The sequence below is a fragment of the Prosthecobacter sp. genome (genome assembly GCF_034366625.1).
Taxonomy (GTDB): domain Bacteria; phylum Verrucomicrobiota; class Verrucomicrobiia; order Verrucomicrobiales; family Verrucomicrobiaceae; genus Prosthecobacter.
Genome location: NZ_JAXMIH010000016.1, coordinates 44,212 through 65,933, shown reverse-complemented (window position 1 = coordinate 65,933; position 21,722 = coordinate 44,212). Strand labels below are relative to the sequence as shown.

The window sequence follows — 21,722 nt, the reverse complement described above, 5'->3', positions numbered from 1 at the left end:
CAAGGCTGTTGTGGCAATTTTACGCCAGCACCGCTTTCACCGGATGATGCTCCTCCACGCCGGTGAGGCGCTGATCCAGTCCCTGGAACTTGAAGCTGAACTTGCGGTGGTCGATGCCCATGAGGTGGAGGATAGTGGCGTTGAGATCGTTGATGTGGACGGGGTCTTTGACGATGTTGTAGCTGAAGTCATCCGTCTCGCCGTAGATCTGGCCACCGCGAGTGCCTCCACCAGCCATCCACATGCTGAAGCAGCGTGGGTGGTGATCGCGGCCATAGTTTTCTTTGGTCAGGCCGCCTTGGGAATAGATGGTGCGGCCAAATTCGCCGCCCCAGATGATGAGGGTGTCGTCGAACATGCCGCGCTGTTTGAGGTCCTGGATGAGGGCATGGCAGGGCTGATCGACATCCTTGCACTGGCTTGGCATGCGACCGCCGACGTTGGAGTGATGGTCCCAGTTGTTGTGGTAGATCTGGATGAAGCGCACGCCGCGCTCGGCGAGTCGGCGGGCCATGAGCACGCTGTTGGCAAAGCTTCCGGGCTTCTTGGCTTCCTCGCCGTAGAGTTTGTAGATGTGGTCGGGCTCCTTGGTGATGTCGGTGAGTTCAGGGACACTGGCCTGCATGCGGAAGGCCATTTCGTATTGCTGGATGCGTGTGTGCGTCTCGGGGTCGCCGACTTCCTGGTAGTTGATCTCGTTGAGGGCGTTCAGGCCTTCGATGGTGCGCTTGCGCACGCTGTCGGGGACGCCGGGCGGGTTGTTGATGAAGAGAATGGGGTCGCCTTTGCTACGGAAGGACACGCCTGCATGCTCGCCGGGCAGATAGCCGCTGGACCAGAGGCGCGAGGAGATGGCCTGCTCCTGCTCACGATTGCTCGGCGTGGCGATGAGCACGACGAAGGTGGGCAGGTTCGAGTTCATCGAGCCGAGGCCGTAAGAGGCCCAGGAACCAAGACAGGGGCGACCGCCGATCTGATTTCCCGTCTGCATGGCGCAGATGGCGGGCTCGTGATTGATCGCTTCGGTATGCAGCGACCGCATCCAGCAGATGTCATCGGCATTCTTGGCGAGGTTCGGCAGCAACTGCGTGTTCATCATCAAGCCGCACTGTCCTGCTGCGCTGAACTGGAACTTCGACGGCGCGATGGGGAAACGCGCCTGCCCGCTGGTCATCGTCGTGAGGCGCTGACCATTGCGGATGCTTTCCGGCAGGTCTTTGTCGTAATAGGCCTGCATCTGCGGCTTGTAGTCGAACAGATCCATCTGTGATGGGCCGCCAACCATGTGCAGGTAGATCACACGCTTGGCCTTTGGCGGGAACTGCGGGCCTGGAGCGTGCGCGTTGGAGGCGTTGGCCAAGGATTCGCCAAACAGCGAAGCGAGCGCCGCGCCACCGAGGACGTTTTTACCGCGTGTGAAGAGCTGACGGCGGGTTTGATAGGTGTTCCATTCTTGAAGAAGATTCATGGCAGTCGGATTACTTGTTGAGGACTTCGTCCAGGTTCATGAGCTGATTGCAAAGCATCGTCCACGTAGCGAGTTCGGCTTTGGGGAGCTTTTCGTCGGGTTTGGATTCGCCGACTTTGAGGAGGGCTTCGGTGTCGGCGGCGCTGGTGGTATAGTGCTTGCGGAGATCGGCGAGGCTTGCCGCGAGGATGGGCTGTTCTTTGGCTTTCAGCGGACGGCAGAGGATGCGCTCGGCGATGTAGGTGAGTGGATCCTGGGTTGCGATGGCCTTTTGCGCGAGGTTGCGGGCGGCTTCGACGAACTGCGGGTCGTTCATGGTGACGAGGGCCTGCAGCGGCGTGTTGGTGCGGTCGCGGCGGACGCAACTGACTTCGCGGCTTGGGGCGTTGAAGATGTCCATGTTTGGCGAGGGGGACATGCGCTTCCAGAAGTTGTAGAGCGTGCGACGGTAGAGGTTCTCGCCTTTGTCCTGCGTGTATTTCTCTGTGCCGAGGCCGACGACTTCCCAGATGTTTTCCGGCTGATACGGCATGGTGCCGGGGCCGCCCATGCGGGGCGAGAGCGTGCCGCTGGCGGCGAGGGCATAGTCGCGAATCATCTCGGCATCCATGCGGAAGCGCGGACCGCGTGAGAGCAGCATGTTATCGCGATCTTTTTCGATCTTCTCGGGTGTGATGAGCGTGGCCTGACGATAGGCGGCGGAGGTGATGAGCATCTTGAATAAGCGCTTCACATCCCAGCCGCTCTCACGGAACTCGACAGCGAGCCAGTCGAGCAATTCGGGATGCGTGGGAGCACTGCCCATGATGCCGAAGTCGTCGCTGGTCTTCACGATGCCTGCGCCAAAGAGTTCCTGCCAGAAGCGGTTTACAGTGACGCGTGCCGTGAGCGGATTATCCGCAGCAACAAGCCATTGCGCGAGGCCGAGACGGTTCTTCGGGGCATTCGGAGCCAGTTTGCCGAGTGAAGCTGGCACGGCGGCATCGACCTGCTCGCCGACTTTGTCATAGGCACCGCGCATGAGGATGTTGGCCATGGGTTTGGCGTCCATCTTCTCCTCCTGGATGTGGGTGATGGGGCTGCGGGCCTTGATGGCGTCCTGTTCGGCAGTCAGCTTGTTGGTTTGCGACAAAGCAGTCTGATACGCGGCATCGCGTGTGACGAGGTAGTGCTCAAACAGTGCCTCTTGTTGTTTCGGACCCTGTTTCTTGGCCGTGAGCATGGCGCGCAGCGGGCCGACTTTGGATAGGGTCATCACTTCAGCAACGGTGAGCTGGCGGTCATAGATGCGCACGTCCTGCACGCCGCCATCCGTGAAGATCTGCGTGTGGCTGCGCTGGCCGATGCGTGTGGGCGTCGTGGTCTTGATGCTGCCTTTGAGCGCGTTGGTTTCGGCTTTCACAGGCGTGTCTTCGCCATTGACGAAGATGCGCACGCCGCCGGCTTTACCTTTGCCGTCATAGGTGACGAAGACGTGCTGCCACACATTGGGCCTCAGCGCGGGCTTGGCGGTGGTGACTTTGATCGCGTCATCGGGCCATTTGCTGACGATGTGGACGCTGAGCTTGGTGTCGTTTTGAAAGAGATCCCATCCGCGGTAATCACCTTTCTCATCCATGCGGGCAAGGATGCCACCGAAGACCCCAGCGCGGCCTGCGCGAACCCATGCGCCGTAGCTGAATGCGTGATCCTTTTCAAAGTCAGCCACGTCGCCGATCTCAAAGGTGCCACCGGATTTCATCACGGGTGCGGGTCCGAGTTTGCCATCGGGCTTCCAGGAGACTTCGCCAGTGGCTTTGAATTTCTTTGTGGCACCGCAATTGCCGGTGACTTCACTGCCAACGCCTTCATTCAGCGGCACATGAGCGACGATGCCTTTGGTTGGCACATCTTTGTCGAGATCCTCTGGCTTCGCGCTGGCGAGCCATTGATCAAACTTCGGTTTAGCTCCGTTGCGAGACTCCGTCTGCTTCGTTTTCGCTGCGGCGATCTCGGTGGGCAAGGCGGTCCAACGTGGGCGATCTTTGTCAGTTGGCAGAACGAGGATGGGGCCGAGGCCGTCCTTCACGTTGCCGTCCTTGGCTTTCTGCGTTGTGTTGCGGAAGAACGCGGCCATCGAGTAGTAGTCGCGCTGTGTGATTGGGTCGAACTTATGATCGTGGCACTGCGAGCAGTTCGTGGTGAGGCCGAAATAGACCCAGCCCATCGTCTGCACGCGGTCCGCTGCGTAGTTGGCGACATTTTCTTCATCAATCGTGCCGCCTTCATTCGTGGTGATGTTGCAGCGCTGGAATCCAGTGGCGACGAGTTGGTCTTCGGTTGGCTTAGGCAGCAAATCTCCTGCGATCTGCTCGATGGTGAACTGATCGAAAGGCTGGTTGCGATTGAAGGCCTTCACCACCCAGTCGCGGTAGGGCCACATCTCGCGGGGTTTGTCAAAGTGCAGCCCGTGGGAGTCACCGTAACGCGCCGCATCCAGCCAGTAGCGGGCGCGATGTTCGCCGTAGGCCGACGACTTCATGAGTTCATCAGCGAGCGCGCTGAGTTGAGCGTCCGTGAGCTTTTCCGCCGTGGCATAACGCTTCACCAACTCCGGCGAAGGCGGCAGACCGGTGAGGTCGAGACTCACACGACGAATGAGCGCGTGCGCATCAGCCTCCGGTGCGGGCTTGAGGCCTGTCGCTTCCAGTTTGGAAAGCACAAAGCGATCCACGGGCGTCTTCACCCAGGTTTTGTCTTTGACGGCAGGTTCTGCACCGCGCTGAGGCTGGATCAGCGACCAATGCGGCTGCCACGGGGCACCTTGGGCGATCCATTCCTTGATGAGGACGATCTGCGCCGGTTTGATCTCTTTGTGCGACTCCGGTGGGGGCATCACTTCATCCTCGTCGGTGGAGAGCAGGCGTTGGAAAAGGGCGCTCTTGTCCGGCTGACCTTTGATGACGGTTGGCTCCTCGCCCTTCTTCGCGGTGAAGAATCCCGCCTCGGTGTCGAGCCGCAGTCCGGCCTTGCGGGTTCCCGGGTCGGGTCCGTGGCAATGGAAGCACGCATCGGCAAGGATGGGGCGGATGTCCTTGTTGAACCCGATGGGCTGCGCCTGGGCGGTCGTGCTGAGGGCAAGAAGCACCAGGAGGTTGAGGCGGTGGGATTGCATGGTTTCTGGGTGGTATGAAAGTGCTGCTGACCTGTATGATTGTGCCTACGATGGCAAGGGCTGCGTTTTTACAGCCAAGTCGCCTCCAATGCTGGCAAAGATGTGTCTTATCCTGCGCTGAACGTCGGCGGACGACGTGCCAGTGTGATCTGCTCGAAGCCATGCCCGAGGGCAAGCATGCGCGCATCTGCTCCAGCAGTGCCGATGAAAGAAAAACCGACCGGCAGGCTGTTCACGAAGCCCATGGGCACGGTGAGATGTGGGTAGCCGGCCACGGCGGCAGGAGTGCTGGCGACGCGCTCATTGGTGTCGCCTTTTTCCAGGTCGATCACGCCGACAGGATCGTTGGTGGGGCAGATCAGGGCGTCGAGACCGTGAGCTTGGAGCGCAGCGTCGATTCCTTCCGGCCCGGCGAGTTTTTTGGCAAGCTGTCGAGCTTTCTGGCCTGCGGCGATGATTTCCGGTGTGCCGAGTTGTTCCGCCTGCTCGAAGAACTCCTGGCCGAAGTGCGGCATTTCGGCGTCGCGATGTTTTTCATTGAAGGCGATCAATTCCGCCAGCGCGCGCACGTCACCGCCACGCTGTTCGAGGTAGGCGTTCAAATCGGTGCGCAGTTCGATCAGCATGGCCTTCCAGGACAGGGAGCCGGCTTCGCGAGTGTTCGGCAGTTCAACGGAATCGATAATGATGGCCCCGGCATCACGCAGTTTTTGCAGCGCAGTTTCAAACAGCGCGAGCACCTGCGGGTGCTTGCCACTTTGTTTCCGCAGCACGCCGAGGCGTGCGCCTTTCAGGGCGTCGTGCGGCAGTTCTGCGCTGAAATCTTTGCTGAGCACCTGCATGAGCATCGCAGCATCGCGAACGGTGAGCGTCATTGGCCCTGCGGTGTCTTGATGATGGGTGATCGGGATGATACCCGCCCCGCTGATGAGTCCGACCGTTGGTTTGAAGCCGACAATGCCGCAGGCGCTGGCCGGACTAATGATGGAGCCGTTGGTTTCCGTGCCAATCGCCGCCGGAGCCAGTCCTGCCGCCACGGCGACTGCGGAGCCGGAACTGGAGCCGCTGGCGCTGTGCGTGAGCTTGTGCGGATTGCGCGTGAGACCACCGCGTGCGCTCCAACCGCTGGTGGAATCGGGCGAGCGGATGTTCGCCCACTCGCTGAGATTCGTTTTGCCGAGAATGATGGCGCCAGCCTCGCGCAATCGAGATACGAGCGCTGCGTCGCGTGCTGGTTTGTGATTTCGTAGTGCCAGCGAACCTGCCGTGGTTTGCATGGCATCGGCGGTTTCGATGTTGTCCTTGATCAAGACCGGCAGGCCATGCAGCAGGCCGGGTTTGCACGAGGCGGCGATCGTTTTGACCTCAGGGTTGAGTTCAATGATCGCACTCAGTCGCGGCCCGGAACGGTCCAGCCTTGCGATGCGCTCCAGGAAATGTTCGGCAAGCAGCAGCGGCGTCGTGTTCTTCGCCTCAAGCAGGGCCGCGAGATCGGCAAGGGTGGCGAATGGCAGCGGAGAGCGTAGTTTTTCCACGCAGGCTGCCGGGCAGAGCGCCAAGGCGGCAGATTGAAGAAGGCGGCGGCGTTTCATGTCATGAGTGATGCTCAAGCTCCTGCGTAACGTCCCATGAACAGAATCAATCCAGTGGCTTGATGCCGCAGCACCCAGATGAAGGGACGGTTGGCGATGAAGCTGACATTACGACGTTTGGGCGGATTAGGAGCGGCTCCGAAAGGGTCTCTCGGACCAAGGGTTGCAGCAGCGGCTTCGGCACCGAGTTCGTTCACTTCGATCATTGCCTCGTGCGAGACGTCGCTGATGAACCAGTTGCCCGCCGACAGGCCGTTGGAGAGATCAGCGGCACCCGCCTGGAACAAACGTTTCGCGCCCAGCGCCTGCCAGAGTGCCTTGAGGCTGAGTTGCGTGCTGTAGCCAAAGCGTGGCAGCATCACGTTCACGTCACAGTTGGCGATGCCGCTGCGCACGGCGTTCCAGTGTTCTGGGCTGAGACTGGCTTCGATTTTTAACCGTGCGGGATCATTGCGTGGCAGCAGGATTAGCACGCTCACCTCACCGCTAGTCATGGGCATTTCGAGGCATTGCCAGGATTCGGCCTCGGCATAATCAAACGCACCGAGCGGCATCAGCATCGTGGGCAGCATGACGGCCTGGCTTGGTGTTTGGAATGAGCGTGGTTTGGTGAGCCTGGGGTCGAAGGGACTCGACCAGCGGCCTTTGAGATACACCGTGTTTACGGCCACCACGGCGCGTTCCGGTGACGCAAATGAGGCAGGGCCGACGATCTGCGGCACACGTCCGCGTGTCTTCTCACGCACCCAGAGATTCACGGCGGCCGCGCAGGTGGTGGCATCGCCTTTCGGCAGTTTTTGCAGCGTTGCGCCGAATTGTGAGCGAGCGGACTCCAAGAACGACGGCTGAAAGTCGCTGGCATCTGCAGCCCATAGTGAATTAGTGATTTCCAACCCAAGCGCTCCCCTGCCTGCAGTGGCAGCTAATTCGGCACGCAACGCACCGGTATTTTCGACCCCTTTTGCCGTGCCATCGGCCATGTGAGCAACTGCTGCGAGTTCGGCTTGTGTTTCACCGTTCGCCGCTGCTGTGAGAAGGCTGGCGATCTGATGCGAACTGAAAGGGGAGAAGCAAAAATTGCCCTCGGTCATCTGACGGAAGAATTGGAACAGCTCGCAGGCGTGGGCATTCGAGGCTGCGGCCGCCTGTTGTTTCGGTTCCTGGGCAGGGAGGCTCCAGGCAAGGAGCAGCAAAGTCAGCAAGGCGCGCATGTGCGGAGTATAATTCGGGAGATTGATCCACGGCAAGGATCGCTTCTGCAATTTGGGTGAAGCGGGCTGAGGCACTGTTTCAAGCTCGACAGGCGCTCCGATTTTCTGAGATGCTGCTCCACACCCATGAACCGCCGCTCATTCATTCTCTCCTCCGCCGCTGCCGCTGCGATCCCGGTTTCCGGCGTTCATGCCGGGCAATTCACGGGTAAGATTCGCAAATCGCTCAAGTGGGGCATGGCGCAGAAGGCGGCGCAGGGCATGACGTTGACGGAGGCTTTCAAGAAGCTGCGTGCTTGCGGCTATGAAGGTGTGGAACCGAGTCTGCTCGGTCATGTGAACACAGATAACGCGGATGAATGGATCGCCGCGAGCAAGGAGAGCGGGTTGGTCATCGACGGCACGGTCGGTGGACGCAGCGATGGGCTGGAGGCGGGCATTGATCTCACGAAGAAACTCGATGGTGACTCGATGCTAGTCGTGCTGGCTTATCCGCAGGACAAGCCGCTTCAGCAGACGTGGGACGAGTCAGTTGTACGCATGAAGGCTGCTGCTCTGCATGCGGAGAAACAGGGAATCAAGGTGCTGATCGAAAATGTCTGGAACACGTTTCTCATCAGCGCCTACGACATGGCGCGGTTCATTGATGAAGTGGGCAGCCCGTGGGTGCAGGTGCATTTCGACATCGGCAACATGGTGCGCTGGGGCGTGCCGGAGCATTGGGCGCAGGTGCTTGGGAAGCGGAGCCAGAAGCTCGATGTGAAGGAATACGACCTCGACAGAGCAATGAACGAAGGCATGCGCAAAGGTTTCGACAAGCCGCTCGGCGAAGGCAGCATCAACTGGGCCGCGGTGCGCGCTGAACTGGTCAAGATCAATTATACGGGGTGGGCTGCTGCTGAGGTGAAGGCCGGGAACTGGGATTACCTAGCCGATGTGGCGAAGCGCATGGACAAGGTGCTGGATTTGTAGCAAAGCCTGTCGTCCCAGTGAGGCGGGCAGCTTGTGCTCCGCCTCACATTTGTTCCATCCGCGCAAACATCATTTCTTGTGTTTGCCTTTGCCCGTGCTGAATGACGCAGGCTTATCCTTGGGTTTGTTCTTGCCCAGGAAGTTGAACAGACCCGTGTTGGGTTTGCCGGGCTTGACCTTGCCTGGACCGAAAAGGCCGATGCCGGTTTTTTTGAGCTGTCCGGGTGGGATGCCCGCATTGCCACGACCCATGCCGATGCCACGGCGTTGTTGTTCGGCATGAATGGCATTGGCCAAGGCTTTGCCATAAAGGCCTCGGGCATGCATTTGCTGCACGAAGCCGCCCATGCCATTGCCTTGGTACCTGTAGTCTGGATACAGCATCACGTAACGTTGATCCACCAGTTGGGTGAATTGGGGGCCTCGCACACCTTGGTTTTGAAGCTGGTCTGCGTAGATAGCCAAGGCCACCATGTCGGCGAGGTCGGCACGGAGGGCGGTGCTGCTCATGAGCAGCAGCGCGATAGCGGTAAGCTTGGTGAGTGTTTTCATAGCGTTCAATGGGTTGTCCCAAATGAGTACGTCTGTGTTCCCCAGGACAACCGGGTTCATTTCGCGACACTGGGGCATTTGAACAATCAGTTTGATCCCTGACTGCCTTGTCAGAACATCGTCGTCAACAATCAACGGTCACGCCTCCCGCTCTTGCCGAACGCAGACAGGCGTCGAGCACACGTTGCGTGAGCAGGCTGATGTTGGGCCAGTGCGGGTCGATTTTGCCTGAGAGCACGAGTTGGGAAAAGGTTTGAAACATGCCGCATTCCTGCGAGCCGGGCGCGTTGCTGCTGGGTTCGTCGATTGTTTCGATGCTGCGGCCTTCGTGCATGTCGAACTGGCAGCGGTCGAGGACGAAATCAGAGCGGGTGATGCTGAAATGGGTTTGCGGGCCGGAGAAGGGCAGGACGAAGTCGGAGACTTGCAGCAGGCCATTGTCGCCACTGACGATGGCCCACTGGGCGTTCGCGGCGGTGAAGGAGCAGTAGAACGAGGCACTGGTGCCGCCCGCGAAGGTGAGCGTGCCGGAGAATTCGAGCGGTACGGGCGGCGCGTCATCGGTTTGCCGTGTTTCGGCATGGATGCGGCCGGTGACGTGAGTGGGGACTGCGTAGTTCATGGCCCAAAGCGTGAAGCGCAGGCAGTACCAGCCGAGATCGCCCAGACAGCCGAGTGGTTCGAGCGTGCCGTGCGCACGGATGTTGGTGCGCTGGAATTCCGCGTCGCTCATGAAGCTGAATTGCGAGGCGATGTGGCGGATCTGGCCGACATCGCGATCTACCACGCCACGCAGATGATTCAATCGGCGCCCGTGCATGAACATGACGCCGTCCATGAACTGCACGTGGTGCTTTTCACACGCGGCGATGATCTCGGCGACATCGGTGGCGCCGCAACCGACAGGTTTTTCGACGAGAACGTGTTTTCCGGCCTGCGCGGCGCGAATCACCCACTCCTTCCGCAATCCGGTGGGCAGCGGAATGTAAACGGCATCGATGTCGGTTCGCGTGAGCAGTGCATCGTAGCTGTCCATCGCCTCAGGAGCGGTGGGATGCGGCGCGCTGCCCTGGCATTCATTGATGAAACTTTGCGCACGAGCCAGATCACGGCTGGCCACAGCAACCAGCGTGGCGTTTCCGGCATCGCGGATGGCCTGCCAGTTTTTGCGTGCGATGAAGGCGGCGCCGAGAATGCCCCAGCGGCAAAGTGGTGTGTTCATGTCGGAGTGGTTAGATGAGTTCGATCACAGCATCAACCCAAAGCGGGCGGTGATGACGCGCAGCAGCGCGAAGAGGGCGATGGTGAGCACGGCGCTGCCGCCGAGGGCGCCGTAAAAGCCCCACCAGCGTTGAAAGGCAGGAAAGAGCAGGAACATGGGCAGCGTGGGCAGCACGTACCAGAAGATGTAATACATGTGGTCGGCGGTCTTCTGTGCCCGCAGTTCAGGAGCGCTCTCAAAATGCACCCAGAACAAAGTGATGATGCTCACGAACGGCAGCGCGGCGAGGAGGGCGCCGGCTTTGTCACTGCGTTTCACCATTTCGCTCACCAGGGTGATGATGCCTGCGCTGAGGAGGTATTTGAGGAGGAGTTTGAGAGTCATGACGGGTGAGTTTGAAAAATACAGTAACGATTTTCTGCGTGCGGGCTTTTCCGGGGCAGCAAGATCATGCGCACGGGCGTGATCGCAACCCACACCACATGCTATGAAAGCGATCCGCAATCACCCCATCCTCATGCTCGCGCTGGCGTGCTCCATCGTGACGCCAGCCAGCGCCCAGGCACCGAAAAAGCAGCCGCCACCGCCCCCGCGCAACGCGCCTGCGGCTCCGGCCACGCAGCCGGCTCCTCGGACGCCACCGCCACCGCCTCCGCTGAAGCAGCCTTCGCAACGTCCGCAACCGGCGCAGATCCCGCAAACGCCTCCGCCCAATCCGCGACAACCGCAGTTCGGTGATCCGCTGCCAGGACTCACGCGGCGCGAGTTGCAGGAGTTTCGCGATGGCAGGGCCGACTTTGAAGCCGTGGAGACGGATACCAGCGGCTTGGGGCCGATTTTCAACGGTTCCTCGTGCGTGATCTGCCATTCGTCGCCTGCTGTCGGCGGAGCGAGTGTGTTCAATGTGACGCGTTTCGGCCGCACGGAGAACGGCGTGTTCAATCCGCTGGCGACGTTGGGTGGTTCACTGTTGCAGGAGCGCGAGATCAATTCGGCGGTGCATGAGGTCGTGCCGCCGGAGGCGAACGTGGTGGCACAGCGCAATACCACGCCGCTCTTTGGCCTCGGTCTGATCGAGGCGATCCCGGACGCGGAGATTCTGCGCAACGTGAGGCGGCAGCCAGTGGATGGTGTGCTGGGAAAGGTGTCCCGTGTGCAGGATGCGGCGACAGGGCGGAACATGATTGGCCGTTTTGGCTGGAAAGCACAAGTCGCCACTCTGCTGACATTTTCCGGTGAGGCGTATGTGAACGAGATGGGCATCACCAACCGCCTGTTCCCGGTGGAAAACGCGCCGAATGGCAATGCGCAGCTTCTCAGCCAGTACGACACGGTCGCCGATCCTGAGGACACGCTGGATGCGCAGGGCAGGGGAGACATCGACCGGCTGGCCGAGTTCATGCAATGGCTTGGCGCTCCGCCGCGCCTGCAACTGACGCCAAGCGCCGTGGCTGGAAGAAATGTGTTTCAAACTGTCGGCTGCGCGACCTGTCATGTGCCGGTGATGCGCACAGGTCCCAATCGCTCCGCTTCTCTGCGCAACCAGGAGGTGTGGTTGTTCTCCGACCTGCTGCTGCATGACATGGGCGCTCTGGGCGACGGCATCGCTCAAGGCACCGCCGATGTGCGCGACATGAAGACCGCGCCGCTGTGGGGCCTGCGCGCCAGCGCCCCGTATCTGCACGACGGGCGTGCCGCGACGGTCAATGATGCGATCAAGGCGCATGATGGCGAGGCTAAGGCGGCGAAAGAGCGCTACCTGAGGCTCACCAACCAGCAGGTGCAGCAGTTGCTCGACTTTCTGATGTCGATCTGAGAGTGAGTGGAGTGCAATGGGTGCGTGAAGCAGGCAGCGATGTCTGCTTCACGTCGTTGTGTCTCAGCGCTGTTTTTGCCCCGGTTTTCCCTTCACAGGTGCAGGAGCCTTCCCACAGCGAGACAGCATGAAAATCACCAGCAGCAGCACGACTGCGGCTGCGGCGATCAGCTTGGGCTTGAGGTTGTTCCCTGCCGGGGCCGGCGGTTTGCGTGGCGGCGCGTAGGTTTTGCGTGGTGCTGCCACGATGGTCGTGGGTCGTTTCGCCCTGGCGGCGGCCACATGGGGACCGGCGGCGATGGGGATCGTGCTCGAGGTCGCATGATGGCGTGCTCCGTGATGAGCCGTGGGCAGAACGACGGGTGAGGAGGGCGGTTGCGGATTCAGGCTGACCGGTGGTGTGGTGGGCGCGATCTCAGCCGGTGTTTCCGAGCGCGGTGGTAGTTCCGGCAGGTTTGGTGCCTCTCGACGCTCAAAAAGCTCACGGGCCACCGCCGCCTTACGTGGGCGCTGCTCGGGATCCACGGCCAGCAGGTGCATCACCCAGGCGCACATCCAGCCCGGTACATGCGAGGAGATCTTTTGCAAGGGCGGCAGATCATGGCTGATGTGCTTGAGGCGGAGTTCCTTCAATACCTTGCCATCGAAGGGCGGTCTTGCGGCCAACGCCTCATATAGCACGCAGCCCAGGGCATAGACATCGGTGCGGCGTCGCGTCGTACCGTCCTGCCACTGCTCCGGCGCAGTGCAGCGGTAGGCGCGGATTTGCTCCTCCTTGCTATCGTCACGACCGGCGAAGCCCTGGCCGAAACCGTGCAGCGTGACGCGCCAGTTCGCGGCGGAAGCCCCGGTGATGCGCACAAAATCCGGGCGCAGGCTGCCGTGCACGACCGCCTGCTCATGCAGTTCGTCCAGCACGGTCATCAGTTGCAGCGCCACGGTTTCAAATTCCGCGATGGTCAGCGGGCCTCGCTCCAGCACGGTGCTCAGTGTCTCGCCCGGTGGCAGCCCTTCGGTCACCGCGAAGAACCCCTCCCTGTCGGTGCCGAATTCGACCACCGGCTCCAGATGCGGGCTGTCGATGTGGGAGACCTGCATGAAAAGCTCCTTCAGCCCCTCGATATCCTCCTGTTTTTGCGTTTTAAACCGTCGTAGGCAGGATTCACGGCCGCGTTTTTTGTCGCGGACGAGATAGAGCGTACTGGACGTGTCTTCTTCCAGGGGACGCAGGATTTCAAAATTCGATGCCATTCAGAAACGCTCGCCGCTGATGATGAATCCCGCAAGCTCCTTGCCACATCCATTGTTTGCGGGCTACAGTACCTGTTTCCGCCTGCATGGACGATTTTCTCGTCATCGACCACGTCACCAAATCCTTCGGCTCTCAGCGTGCCGTGGATGATGTGTCGTTGGCTGTTGCCCAAGGGGAGGCATTCTCGCTTCTCGGCCCGAGCGGTTGCGGCAAAACCACCCTGCTGCGAATGATCGCCGGGTTTGAGCGGCCTGACAGTGGGCGGATTCTGGTTGGAGGTCAGGATATCACCGCTTTGCCGCCAGAGCAGCGCCCGGTGAACACCGTATTTCAAAACTACGCGCTCTTTCCGCATCTCAGTGTGTGGGAAAACGTCGCCTTCGGCCTGCGCATGAGCCGCCGCCCGCGCGAGGAGATCCGCAGCGGTGTGGATCGCATGCTCGAACTCGTGCGCCTCAGCGAGCAGGCGCGCAAACGTCCCGCGCAGCTTAGCGGCGGTCAGCGGCAGCGTGTCGCCGTCGCCCGCGCACTGGTGAACCGCCCGCAGGTGCTGCTGCTCGATGAACCTCTCGCCGCGCTCGATTTGAAGCTGCGACAGCACATGCTCATGGAGCTGAACACGATCCATGAGCAGGTCGGCACCACCTTCATCTATGTCACGCATGACCAGGGTGAGGCCATGAGCCTGAGCGACCGCATCGCCGTGATGAACGCCGGCAAGGTCGAGCAGATCGATTCACCTGAGCATCTGTATGAAACGCCGCGCAGCAGCTTCGTTGCCACCTTCATCGGGGATGCCAATTTCTTCACCGGCACCGCCGTCGAACTCCAACACGAGGGCTATGTGCGCGTGCTGGTTGAGGGCTTGGGCAGTCCGCTCGTGCTTAGCAATGGCACGATCTCATCGAATCAAACGCTGCGCCTGATGGTGCGCCCGGAAAAAATCAGCCTCACGCTCAAACGTCCGCTTAGCGGCGATCGTGTGAATGCTTTTGCTGGTGTGGTCGAAGACATCGCCTATTTCGGTTCACACACGCGTTACCGCATTCGTGCCGGGGAGCATCACATCATCGCCCAGCTTCAGCGCAGCCGGTTCAGTGGCGGTGAGATCGCCCCGGAGCGTGGAGCCGAGGTGTGGATGAGTTTTCACCCCGATGAGGGCCGTGTCGTGCTGCTGGAGGACGCTGCATGAGCACAGATCGCCAGCGTTCCAAGCAGTGGTTGCTCACGCTGCCATCCCTCGCCTGGCTGGCTGTGTTTTTTGTGATTCCGGCCGTCTTGGTCATCGTCACCGCGTTTCGTCCGGCGGATCTGCATGGCGGCGTCGGGGCAGGCTGGACGATGGCGACGGTTCATGAGGTGAGCGATCCGGCTTATGTGCCCATCCTCTGGCGCACCGTGTGGTTCAGCGGCGTGACTACACTGGTCTGTCTGGCGCTGGCTTTGCCGATGGCGTTTCAAATGGCGCGCGTCGGCCCGCGCATGCGGCAGGTGTTGTTGCTCCTCGTCGTGATTCCTTTTCTCTCGAATTTCCTGATCCGTATCTTCGCGTGGAAGTCCCTGCTGCATCCTGAGGGGCCGCTCACACGCCTGCTGGTCTGGCTGCATTTCATTTCAGAGGATGCCATGCTGCTCAACAACGCCGGCACCGTGCTGCTCGTGCTCATCTACACGCAGCTTCCGTTCGCCATCCTGCCGCTCTACGCCGCCGCTGAGAAGTTTGATTTCAGCCTGCTCGATGCCGCGCGTGATCTCGGTGCCGGGCCGTGGCGCTCATTCTCCAAGGTGTTCGTTCCCGGCGTGAGGCGCGGCCTTGTGTCAGCAGCGGTGATGGTCTTTGTTTGCTCGCTCGGCCAGTATGTCATCCCGCAGATGGTCGGCGGTGCATCGGATGAGATGCTCGGCAGCAAAATCGCCCAGCGCGTGTTTTCAGACCGCAACCTCCCGCACGCCAGCGCTCTTGCAGCCGGGTTGATGCTCGCGGTGCTTGTGCCGATGCTCATTGTCGCCGTCTGGCAGCGGTTTGGCAGAAAGGAGGCCGCGTCATGAGGCACTCACGGCTTCCAGCGCTCATCACACTGGTGGTGATCGTGTTTTTGTTCGCTCCGCTGGTCGTTCTCATCACGAATTCCTTCAATGCATCGCGTTTTGGCGGTGAGTGGGAGGGATTCACCTGGAACTGGTATGAAAAGCTCTGGGAGGCGGAAGAGGTGTGGGAATCGCTCTGGATCACGCTCAAGATCGCCGTCTCCGCCTCGCTCGCCGCGATGATCCTTGGCACGCTGGCCGCCTACGCTCTGCATCGCTTCCGTTCCTGGCTGCAGGATGTGCATTCCTTGCTCATCACCCTGCCGCTGGTCATGCCGGACATTCTCATGGGCATGTCGTTGCTGGCCTTGTTCGTCCTCACCGGTGTCGAAACCGGACTGCTCACCATTTGGATCGCCCATGTCACGTTCTGTTTAAGTTTTGTCACCATGGTGGTGCTCGGTCGCTTGCAGGACTTCGATTTTACCCTCATCGACGCTGCCCGTGATCTCGGTGCCACACGGGTGCAAGCGGTCAAAAAAATCTTGCTGCCGCTCCTGCTGCCCGGTGTTCTTGCCGGCGGCCTGCTCGCCTTCACGCTTTCCATTGACGACTACGTCATCACCTTCTTCGTTTCCGGCCCTGGCACCACCACGCTGCCACTGCGCGTCGCCAGCATGATGAAAACCAGCCGCAGCCTGCCTGTGATCAACGCGCTCAGCACACTTCTCATCGCCAGCACTTTCATCTTGGCCGCCCTCAGCTTCCGCCTGCAACGCCGCGCATGACCTCCTTCCTCAAATCACTGGTCGATTTTCTTGAGCCGCCGGGGCTGATCTGGCTGGCGCTGACGATCAAATTGGTGCTGCACATCCGCCGCCGCCGGTGGCGCGCGCTTTGGTTCACGGGATCGGCCTGGCTGCTTCTAACCGTTACCGCCGCGCTGCCGGTGCCGCATCTGCTGCTCGCTTCGCTGGAAGACGACTGGCCGCCTGTTGATGTCGCTTCCCTGCCGGAATGTGATGCGATTGTCGTGCTCGGTGGTGGTGTCGAGCCATCACGTCTGGAACCTGCGGGTTTGCATCTCAAAGGCGGCTCTGACCGGCTTTTTACCGCGGTCAAACTCGCGCAAGTCGGAAAGGGGAGGCTTCTTGTCGTTGGCGGTGGGGTGCTTGAAAATAACACCATGAATGAATCGGAGGCCGATGGAGCCAAGGCGTGGCTGGAGGCATGGCAGCTTTCAGCCGTCCCCGTCCAAAGTCTTGGCAAATGTTCCGACACTCATGATGAGGCGGTCAAGGTGGCTGAGCTGGTGCGGAAGAACGACTGGAAGAAAGTGGCCCTGGTCACCTCCGCATTTCACATGACGCGTACGAAGGCCGTGTTTGAAAGAGCGGGAGTGGTTGTTGTGCCGGTTCCTTGCAATTACCTCAGCGCCTCCATTCGTCGGCAAAAGCTCAAATGGTTCGATGTTCCGAACGCCACCAATCTCATGAACTTCGAAATCTGGATGCACGAAGTCATCGGTCTGTTGGTCTATCGCCTGCGTGGCTGGATTTGATTCTGGATGCATCAATATCACCCGATGATAAAAAAACATTCGAGCAATCACAGCTTGCGCTGGCCCTCATGCTGGATTGGCTGACGTCACATGACTAGTGGCCTGGCTTTTGCCGATTCCATCATTCTTGGCGATAAAGACAGGACAGGCTCGGAGCTTATCCTGGCGACGAAGCTTTATGCCATGGATAACACCGTGAAAAGCTGGTGGTGCATTCTCTCAACGTCGGTCTTGGTGCTGGCGGCTCTTGCGGGAACGCTGCTCTTTCAACCTCTCGTGTTGAAGCTTGGCTGCAGTGTGCTTGCAGGGCTGTTCCTGCTCCGGTTGTTCGTCATCTACCATGACCAGCAGCACAACGCCATCCTGCCCACATCCAGGCTGGCCGAGTGGTACATGCGCGTGTTTGGCATCCTCGCCCTGAGTCCGAGCAGCATCTGGCGCAGCTCGCACAATCACCATCACCATCATAACTCGAAGATCAAAGGTTCGCACATCGGATCGTTTCCGATCATGACGAAGGATCATTACCTGAAGGCGTCCAAATCGGCGCGCTGGATTTACCTCTTCATGCGTCATCCGCTGACCATCCTGTTCGGCTACCTGACGGTGTTCTTGCACGGCATGTGCCTGCGGCCGTTTGTCACGAAACCGCGTGAGCACCTCGACTGTCTTCTCGCCCTGCTGGTTCACGCTGGAATCGCGGTGCTGCTGCTTGGCTTTTTCGGTTGGCAGGCATGGCTGCTGACCCAGGTCATTCCCAACTTCATCACGTATGCGATCGGCTCCTATCTGTTCTATGCGCAGCACAATTTCCCGGGCGTGTCCTTTTACGACAAGGCGGGCTGGACCTACGAGCGCGCGGCCTTGCAATCCTCCAGCTACATGAAAACCAGCCGGATCATGGCCTGGTTCAGTGGCAACATCGGTTATCACCACATTCATCACTTGAATGCGCGCATTCCGTTCTACCGCCTGCCGGAGGTGCTCAAGGCGATGCCCGAGCTTCAAAAGCCCAAGATCACCACGCTGCATCCCCGCGAAATCCTGCGTTGCCTGCGCCTGAAAGTCTGGGATGTGGAGTTGCAGCGCATGGTGCCGCTGCCTGAGTCTGCGCCTTGAGACCCCTCACGTCTCTGATTCTCGTATGTTCACCGTGTCATATCTAGCAGGGCAGATCGGTGGCGAAGTCGTCGGTGATGGAACCCTTATGATTCAAGGCATTGCGCCTGCCGATGGCGCACGTGCTGGCGATCTCACCTTTGCGGAGAAGCCAAGCTACCTGGCTGCCGCCGAAGCCAGCCAGGCCAGTGCGATTCTTGTCCCCGCAGGCTTCGAGTCCACGACGAAAACGCTCATTCGCGTCAAAGACCCGCGCATCGCCATCGCCAAGGTGCTGCCGCTGTTCTTTCCGCCTGAAACTCACACTGCGGGCATTCATCCGAGCGCTGTGGTCGATCCCGCGGCACAAATCGACGCCACCGCGACCGTCGGACCTCACTGCATCGTCGGTGCCGGAGTCCGGCTGGGGCAACGTTCCGTATTGATGGGCGGCAATCACATCGGCCGCGACAGTCAGATCGGCGATGACACCTGCCTGCACCCGAATGTGGTGCTCTATGCGAAAACGCAGATCGGCAGCCGCGTCATCATTCATGCGGGAACGACCATCGGCTCCGATGGCTACGGCTACGTTTTTGATCAAGGCCGCCACCGCAAAATGCTCCAGGTCGGCAATGTGGTCATTCATGACGATGTCGAGATTGGTTCCAACGCGTCCATTGACCGCGGGGCGCTTGGCTCCACCGTCATCGGTCAGGGCACCAAGATCGACAACCTCGTCCACGTCGCCCACAACGTCGTCATGGGCCGCCATTGCCTCATTATGGGCCAGGTCGGTTTCGCTGGCAGTACCGTGCTGTCAGATTACGTCGTTGTCGCCTCGCAGTCCGGCATCGCCGGCCATCTCAAACTCGGCACGCAGGCCACCGTCGGTGCCAAATCCGGTGTCATGCGCGATATTCCTGCCGGTGAAACAGTGCTTGGCATTCCTGCCGCTCCGGACAAGCAGGCCAAGCGCCAGTGGATCGCCTTGTCGAAGTTGCCGGATGCATTGCGCCGTTTGAAGGCGCTGGAGAAACAGATCGGCGTATCAAAGCCTGTGTGAGTAATTTCGGCTTCACCTGCGGCGATCTCACGCCATCATGAGCACATGACCCGCGAAGACGCCGCCACCATTTTTGAACGTATTGCCCTGCTGCTTGAATTGAAGGGGGAAAACACCTTCAAAGTGCGCGCTTATCGCACCGGAGCCGAGATCGTCGAGAGTTTCAGCGGCGACATCATGAAGCTCGCCGCCGAGAATCATCTCGAAGGAATCAAAGGCCTCGGCGAGGCGCTGCGTGACAAGCTTCACGAGATGGCCACGACCGGGAAACTGGAGTTCTACGAGAAGCTCAAATCCGAGTTCCCCGACACACTGTTCGAGTTATTCGACGTTCAAGGCCTTGGCCCGAAGAAAGTGGCGGCCTTGCATGCCGAACTCGGTGTCTCTTCCGTTGCTGATCTCAAACGCGCCTGCGAAAGTGGCGAAGCGGCCAAAATCTCGGGCTTCGGGGCAAAAACCGTCGAGAAAATCCTCGAAAGCATTGCCTTTCGCGATCAGCACGCGTCCGAGTTCCGCCTCGATCAGGTGCATGCGCTGGTGCAGCAGATTCTGGAGGCACTGCGTCAGCACCCGAACGTCTCGCACGCAGAAATCTGCGGCAGTTTCCGGCGCGGCAAGGAAACGGTGCATGACCTCGATTTCCTCGTTTCCACCCGGCAGCCGGAGAAAGTCATCGACTACTTCGTGCAACTACCTGTGGTCGTCGATGTGATCGCCAAAGGTCCCACCAAGGCCAGTATTCACGTGACTCACGGCTTGCAGTGTGATCTGCGGGCCGTTTCCAGCAAAGAATTTCCCTTCGCGCTCGCTTATTTCACCGGCAGCAAGGAGCACAACGTCGCCATTCGTCAGCGTGCGCTCAATCGTGGCTGGTCGTTGAACGAATATGCATTCACTCCGGTGGCCGATCATGCCGATGCTCCGGTCATTCCGCCGGTTCATGACGAAGCCGGCCTCTACCGCGCTCTCGATCTCGATTTCATCGATCCCGAGCTGCGTGAGAACACCGGCGAGATTGATGCGGCCGAGCACGGCGGCCTGCCACGGCTCATCCAGCTCGAAAACCTGCGTGGAGTCTTCCACAATCACACCACTGCCAGCGATGGCGGCGCAACCTTGCGCGAAATGGCCGACGCCGCGCATGATCTCGGCTTCCAATACCTCGGCATCGCAGATCACAGCAAATCGTCCTTCCAAGCCAACGGTCTCGATGAGAAGCGACTGCTGGCCCAGATCGAGGAAATCAAAGCGCTAAACGCCGAGTTCGACGACTTCCGCATCTTCACCGGCAGCGAGGTGGACATCCTCAAGGACGGCAGTCTCGACTTCAGCGACGAAATCATGGCCCAGCTCGATTACGTCGTCGCATCGGTTCACAACGTCTTCAATCTGCCCGAGGCCGAGATGACGAAACGCATCATCCGTGCCATCGAAAACCCGCACGTCACCATGCTCGGCCATCTCACCGGTCGTCTGCTGCTGCAGCGCCCGGCTTATCAGGTCAACGTCGCCGCCGTGATCGATGCCGCCGCCGAAACCGGTACCATCATCGAAATCAACGCCAGCGCCTGGCGTCTCGACATGGACTGGCGCTGGTGGAAGCTGGCGAAAGAGAAAGGCGTCAAATGCAGCATCAATCCCGACGCCCACAGCACCCGCGGCCTCCAGGACGTGATCTTTGGCACCAAAGCCGCCCGCAAAGGCTGGCTCACGCGCAACGATGTCATCAATTGCCTGCCTCTTGCGGAGGTGGAAGAAGTCTTGAAGGAGAAGCGCTCGCGCTGATGGAGCGCGAGTTTCGTAACTCGCCGGTCTTTCCTGCTACGAACGCTTTGCCAAAAAGTGGCGAGTGGTCTTCGACGCACTCGCGCTCCGGCCTTATTTCCCTTCAGGAATGATCCGAAGCGCATGGCTGGCCTTGCTGGCATACCAGAAGCCGCGTTTGAACGGGCGCAGTTGCACGCCGCTCGGGATCTCGTTGCCGTTGCTGTCCTTTGCCCCGGTGCCGGTGCTGTCGAGAATCAGCGGCAGGCCGTCGGGGCTCTTGCCGATCTTGCCCACCCACAGCACGACATGTGAAACCTCGCCCTTGTTGCTTTTCACAAACAGCAGATCGCCGGTGAGCAGCGTCTTCGCGAAGTCCTCGTAATTTTCCGGCACCTCGATGCGCTGCACCGGAATCGTGCGGCCTGCACCCGGACCGGCGGCTTCGGTCATCATCGCTTGATCCTGCACATCACCGGTCGGCTTGATGCCAAGCGCGAGGTTGTAAACGAACGCGGTGAAATTGCTGCAATCGAGTCCCTTGCTCACCGGGGTCGTCTGCTTCTCATCCTTCGGCCAGTCGGCAGGCGGCTCCCAGTCCGGGATGTGATGATGCTGGTAGCTGTAGCCCGCAAAGCGCAACCCGGTGGCGATCACGCGCTGGCGCGACCACTCCGGGCTTTTCGTCGCGAGTCCGGCGGGCGGGTTGAAATGCTTTGCCGCCGGTCCCCAGTGCGTCCAGCGCCGCTGATTGCCAGGATCATACCAGTCACGGAACGGCACGCTCGCCTGATCCTTCCAGTCTGCACGCGGCCCCTTGAGCAGATCACTGATCAATTCCTCTTCCTTAAAGGTGAAATCGACCTTGTAGGGCGACTGGTAATCGGCGGCAGGGAGCGAACTGCTGCACAGAACGAGGGCCGCGAGGAAAACAGGTGGCTTCATGGTGGCTGGAGAATGCGGTGT

18 protein-coding genes are annotated in these 21,722 nt (G+C 60.0%); 9 read left to right on the top strand and 9 right to left on the bottom strand.

Going from position 1 to position 21,722, the window contains the following annotated elements; all coding sequences use genetic code 11:
• Positions 1–19: 19 nt before the first annotated feature.
• The 4 genes from U1A53_RS18520 to U1A53_RS18505 all read right to left on the bottom strand — a co-directional run bounded on the left by U1A53_RS18520 (position 20) and on the right by U1A53_RS18505 (position 7,425).
• Positions 20–1,468, bottom strand: a complete 1,449-nt coding sequence (locus U1A53_RS18520) for a DUF1501 domain-containing protein (RefSeq protein ID WP_322283273.1) — start codon at positions 1,466–1,468, stop codon at positions 20–22.
• Between the two features lie 10 nt (positions 1,469–1,478).
• Positions 1,479–4,622, bottom strand: coding sequence for a DUF1553 domain-containing protein (locus U1A53_RS18515; RefSeq protein WP_322283272.1), 3,144 nt, complete (start codon positions 4,620–4,622; stop codon positions 1,479–1,481).
• 107 nt (positions 4,623–4,729) lie between these two features.
• The gene (locus U1A53_RS18510; protein ID WP_322283270.1) at positions 4,730–6,214 is read right to left on the bottom strand and encodes an amidase; all 1,485 of its coding nucleotides are present in this window, start codon (positions 6,212–6,214) and stop codon (positions 4,730–4,732) included.
• A 14-nt stretch (positions 6,215–6,228) separates the two neighbouring features.
• Positions 6,229–7,425, bottom strand: a complete 1,197-nt coding sequence (locus U1A53_RS18505) for a serpin family protein (protein WP_322283268.1) — start codon at positions 7,423–7,425, stop codon at positions 6,229–6,231.
• A gap of 126 nt (positions 7,426–7,551) precedes the next feature.
• Between U1A53_RS18505 and U1A53_RS18500 the strand changes: the two genes are divergently transcribed.
• A complete protein-coding gene (locus U1A53_RS18500) occupies positions 7,552–8,397 on the top strand; it encodes a sugar phosphate isomerase/epimerase family protein (RefSeq protein ID WP_322283266.1) in 846 nt (281 codons plus the stop codon).
• Positions 8,398–8,466: 69 nt separating this feature from the next.
• On the opposite strand, the gene U1A53_RS18495 is transcribed toward U1A53_RS18500, so the two are convergent.
• From U1A53_RS18495 to U1A53_RS18485, 3 genes are all read right to left on the bottom strand, one after another.
• Entirely contained in the window at positions 8,467–8,949 is a 483-nt protein-coding gene (locus tag U1A53_RS18495; RefSeq protein ID WP_322283265.1) for a hypothetical protein, read from the bottom strand.
• Between the two features lie 124 nt (positions 8,950–9,073).
• On the bottom strand, positions 9,074–10,171 hold the full coding sequence (locus U1A53_RS18490) for a Gfo/Idh/MocA family oxidoreductase (protein ID WP_322283263.1): 1,098 nt from the start codon (positions 10,169–10,171) through the stop codon (positions 9,074–9,076).
• Positions 10,172–10,195: 24 nt separating this feature from the next.
• The gene (locus tag U1A53_RS18485; RefSeq protein WP_322283261.1) at positions 10,196–10,555 is read right to left on the bottom strand and encodes a DUF3147 family protein; all 360 of its coding nucleotides are present in this window, start codon (positions 10,553–10,555) and stop codon (positions 10,196–10,198) included.
• A gap of 103 nt (positions 10,556–10,658) precedes the next feature.
• Between U1A53_RS18485 and U1A53_RS18480 the strand changes: the two genes are divergently transcribed.
• Positions 10,659–11,987: a di-heme oxidoredictase family protein gene (locus tag U1A53_RS18480; RefSeq protein WP_322283259.1), complete on the top strand. Its 1,329-nt coding sequence runs from the start codon at positions 10,659–10,661 to the stop codon at positions 11,985–11,987.
• Between the two features lie 63 nt (positions 11,988–12,050).
• Here U1A53_RS18480 and U1A53_RS18475 read toward each other — a convergent pair whose 3' ends face one another.
• Entirely contained in the window at positions 12,051–13,238 is a 1,188-nt protein-coding gene (locus tag U1A53_RS18475) for a protein kinase (protein WP_322283257.1), read from the bottom strand.
• An 86-nt stretch (positions 13,239–13,324) separates the two neighbouring features.
• Here U1A53_RS18475 and U1A53_RS18470 point away from each other — a divergent pair, with 86 nt between their 5' ends.
• The 7 genes from U1A53_RS18470 (at position 13,325) to polX (ending at position 20,777) form a co-directional block, all read left to right on the top strand.
• Positions 13,325–14,431, top strand: a complete 1,107-nt coding sequence (locus tag U1A53_RS18470; RefSeq protein WP_322283256.1) for an ABC transporter ATP-binding protein — start codon at positions 13,325–13,327, stop codon at positions 14,429–14,431.
• The gene (locus tag U1A53_RS18465) at positions 14,428–15,288 is read left to right on the top strand and encodes an ABC transporter permease (protein ID WP_322283254.1); all 861 of its coding nucleotides are present in this window, start codon (positions 14,428–14,430) and stop codon (positions 15,286–15,288) included. The genes U1A53_RS18470 and U1A53_RS18465 overlap by 4 nt, the downstream gene beginning before the upstream one ends.
• Positions 15,285–16,055 carry an ABC transporter permease subunit gene (locus tag U1A53_RS18460; RefSeq protein WP_322283251.1) on the top strand — a complete coding sequence of 257 codons (771 nt, stop codon included), beginning with the start codon at positions 15,285–15,287 and terminating at the stop codon, positions 16,053–16,055. The genes U1A53_RS18465 and U1A53_RS18460 overlap by 4 nt, the downstream gene beginning before the upstream one ends.
• Positions 16,052–16,828 carry a YdcF family protein gene (locus U1A53_RS18455; protein WP_322283248.1) on the top strand — a complete coding sequence of 259 codons (777 nt, stop codon included), beginning with the start codon at positions 16,052–16,054 and terminating at the stop codon, positions 16,826–16,828. The genes U1A53_RS18460 and U1A53_RS18455 overlap by 4 nt, the downstream gene beginning before the upstream one ends.
• Positions 16,829–17,011: 183 nt before the next feature.
• Positions 17,012–17,947 (top strand): fatty acid desaturase, encoded by a 936-nt coding sequence (locus U1A53_RS18450; RefSeq protein WP_322283246.1) that lies wholly within the window; start codon positions 17,012–17,014, stop codon positions 17,945–17,947.
• Positions 17,948–17,972: 25 nt separating this feature from the next.
• On the top strand, positions 17,973–18,992 hold the full coding sequence (gene lpxD / locus U1A53_RS18445) for a UDP-3-O-(3-hydroxymyristoyl)glucosamine N-acyltransferase (protein ID WP_345786499.1): 1,020 nt from the start codon (positions 17,973–17,975) through the stop codon (positions 18,990–18,992).
• Positions 18,993–19,037: 45 nt separating this feature from the next.
• Entirely contained in the window at positions 19,038–20,777 is a 1,740-nt protein-coding gene (polX, locus tag U1A53_RS18440) for a DNA polymerase/3'-5' exonuclease PolX (RefSeq protein WP_322283242.1), read from the top strand.
• 93 nt (positions 20,778–20,870) lie between these two features.
• On the opposite strand, the gene U1A53_RS18435 is transcribed toward polX, so the two are convergent.
• Positions 20,871–21,701 carry an NlpC/P60 family protein gene (locus U1A53_RS18435; RefSeq protein ID WP_322283240.1) on the bottom strand — a complete coding sequence of 277 codons (831 nt, stop codon included), beginning with the start codon at positions 21,699–21,701 and terminating at the stop codon, positions 20,871–20,873.
• Positions 21,702–21,722: the final 21 nt, after the last annotated feature.

Bases quoted from the DNA above. Each gene is read 5' to 3' on its own strand.
- U1A53_RS18475 (WP_322283257.1), bottom strand. From the start codon at position 13,238: ATGGCATCGAATTTTGAAATCCTGCGTCCCCTGGAAGAAGACACGTCC.
- U1A53_RS18500 (WP_322283266.1), top strand. From the start codon at position 7,552: ATGAACCGCCGCTCATTCATTCTCTCCTCCGCCGCTGCCGCTGCGATC.
- U1A53_RS18480 (WP_322283259.1), top strand. From the start codon at position 10,659: ATGAAAGCGATCCGCAATCACCCCATCCTCATGCTCGCGCTGGCGTGC.
- U1A53_RS18450 (WP_322283246.1), top strand. From the start codon at position 17,012: ATGGATAACACCGTGAAAAGCTGGTGGTGCATTCTCTCAACGTCGGTC.
- U1A53_RS18465 (WP_322283254.1), top strand. From the start codon at position 14,428: ATGAGCACAGATCGCCAGCGTTCCAAGCAGTGGTTGCTCACGCTGCCA.
- U1A53_RS18510 (WP_322283270.1), bottom strand. From the start codon at position 6,214: ATGAAACGCCGCCGCCTTCTTCAATCTGCCGCCTTGGCGCTCTGCCCG.
- lpxD (WP_345786499.1), top strand. From the start codon at position 17,973: ATGTTCACCGTGTCATATCTAGCAGGGCAGATCGGTGGCGAAGTCGTC.
- U1A53_RS18520 (WP_322283273.1), bottom strand. From the start codon at position 1,468: ATGAATCTTCTTCAAGAATGGAACACCTATCAAACCCGCCGTCAGCTC.
- U1A53_RS18485 (WP_322283261.1), bottom strand. From the start codon at position 10,555: ATGACTCTCAAACTCCTCCTCAAATACCTCCTCAGCGCAGGCATCATC.
- U1A53_RS18505 (WP_322283268.1), bottom strand. From the start codon at position 7,425: ATGCGCGCCTTGCTGACTTTGCTGCTCCTTGCCTGGAGCCTCCCTGCC.
- U1A53_RS18460 (WP_322283251.1), top strand. From the start codon at position 15,285: ATGAGGCACTCACGGCTTCCAGCGCTCATCACACTGGTGGTGATCGTG.
- U1A53_RS18435 (WP_322283240.1), bottom strand. From the start codon at position 21,701: ATGAAGCCACCTGTTTTCCTCGCGGCCCTCGTTCTGTGCAGCAGTTCG.
- U1A53_RS18490 (WP_322283263.1), bottom strand. From the start codon at position 10,171: ATGAACACACCACTTTGCCGCTGGGGCATTCTCGGCGCCGCCTTCATC.
- U1A53_RS18515 (WP_322283272.1), bottom strand. From the start codon at position 4,622: ATGCAATCCCACCGCCTCAACCTCCTGGTGCTTCTTGCCCTCAGCACG.
- polX (WP_322283242.1), top strand. From the start codon at position 19,038: ATGACCCGCGAAGACGCCGCCACCATTTTTGAACGTATTGCCCTGCTG.
- U1A53_RS18495 (WP_322283265.1), bottom strand. From the start codon at position 8,949: ATGAAAACACTCACCAAGCTTACCGCTATCGCGCTGCTGCTCATGAGC.
- U1A53_RS18470 (WP_322283256.1), top strand. From the start codon at position 13,325: ATGGACGATTTTCTCGTCATCGACCACGTCACCAAATCCTTCGGCTCT.
- U1A53_RS18455 (WP_322283248.1), top strand. From the start codon at position 16,052: ATGACCTCCTTCCTCAAATCACTGGTCGATTTTCTTGAGCCGCCGGGG.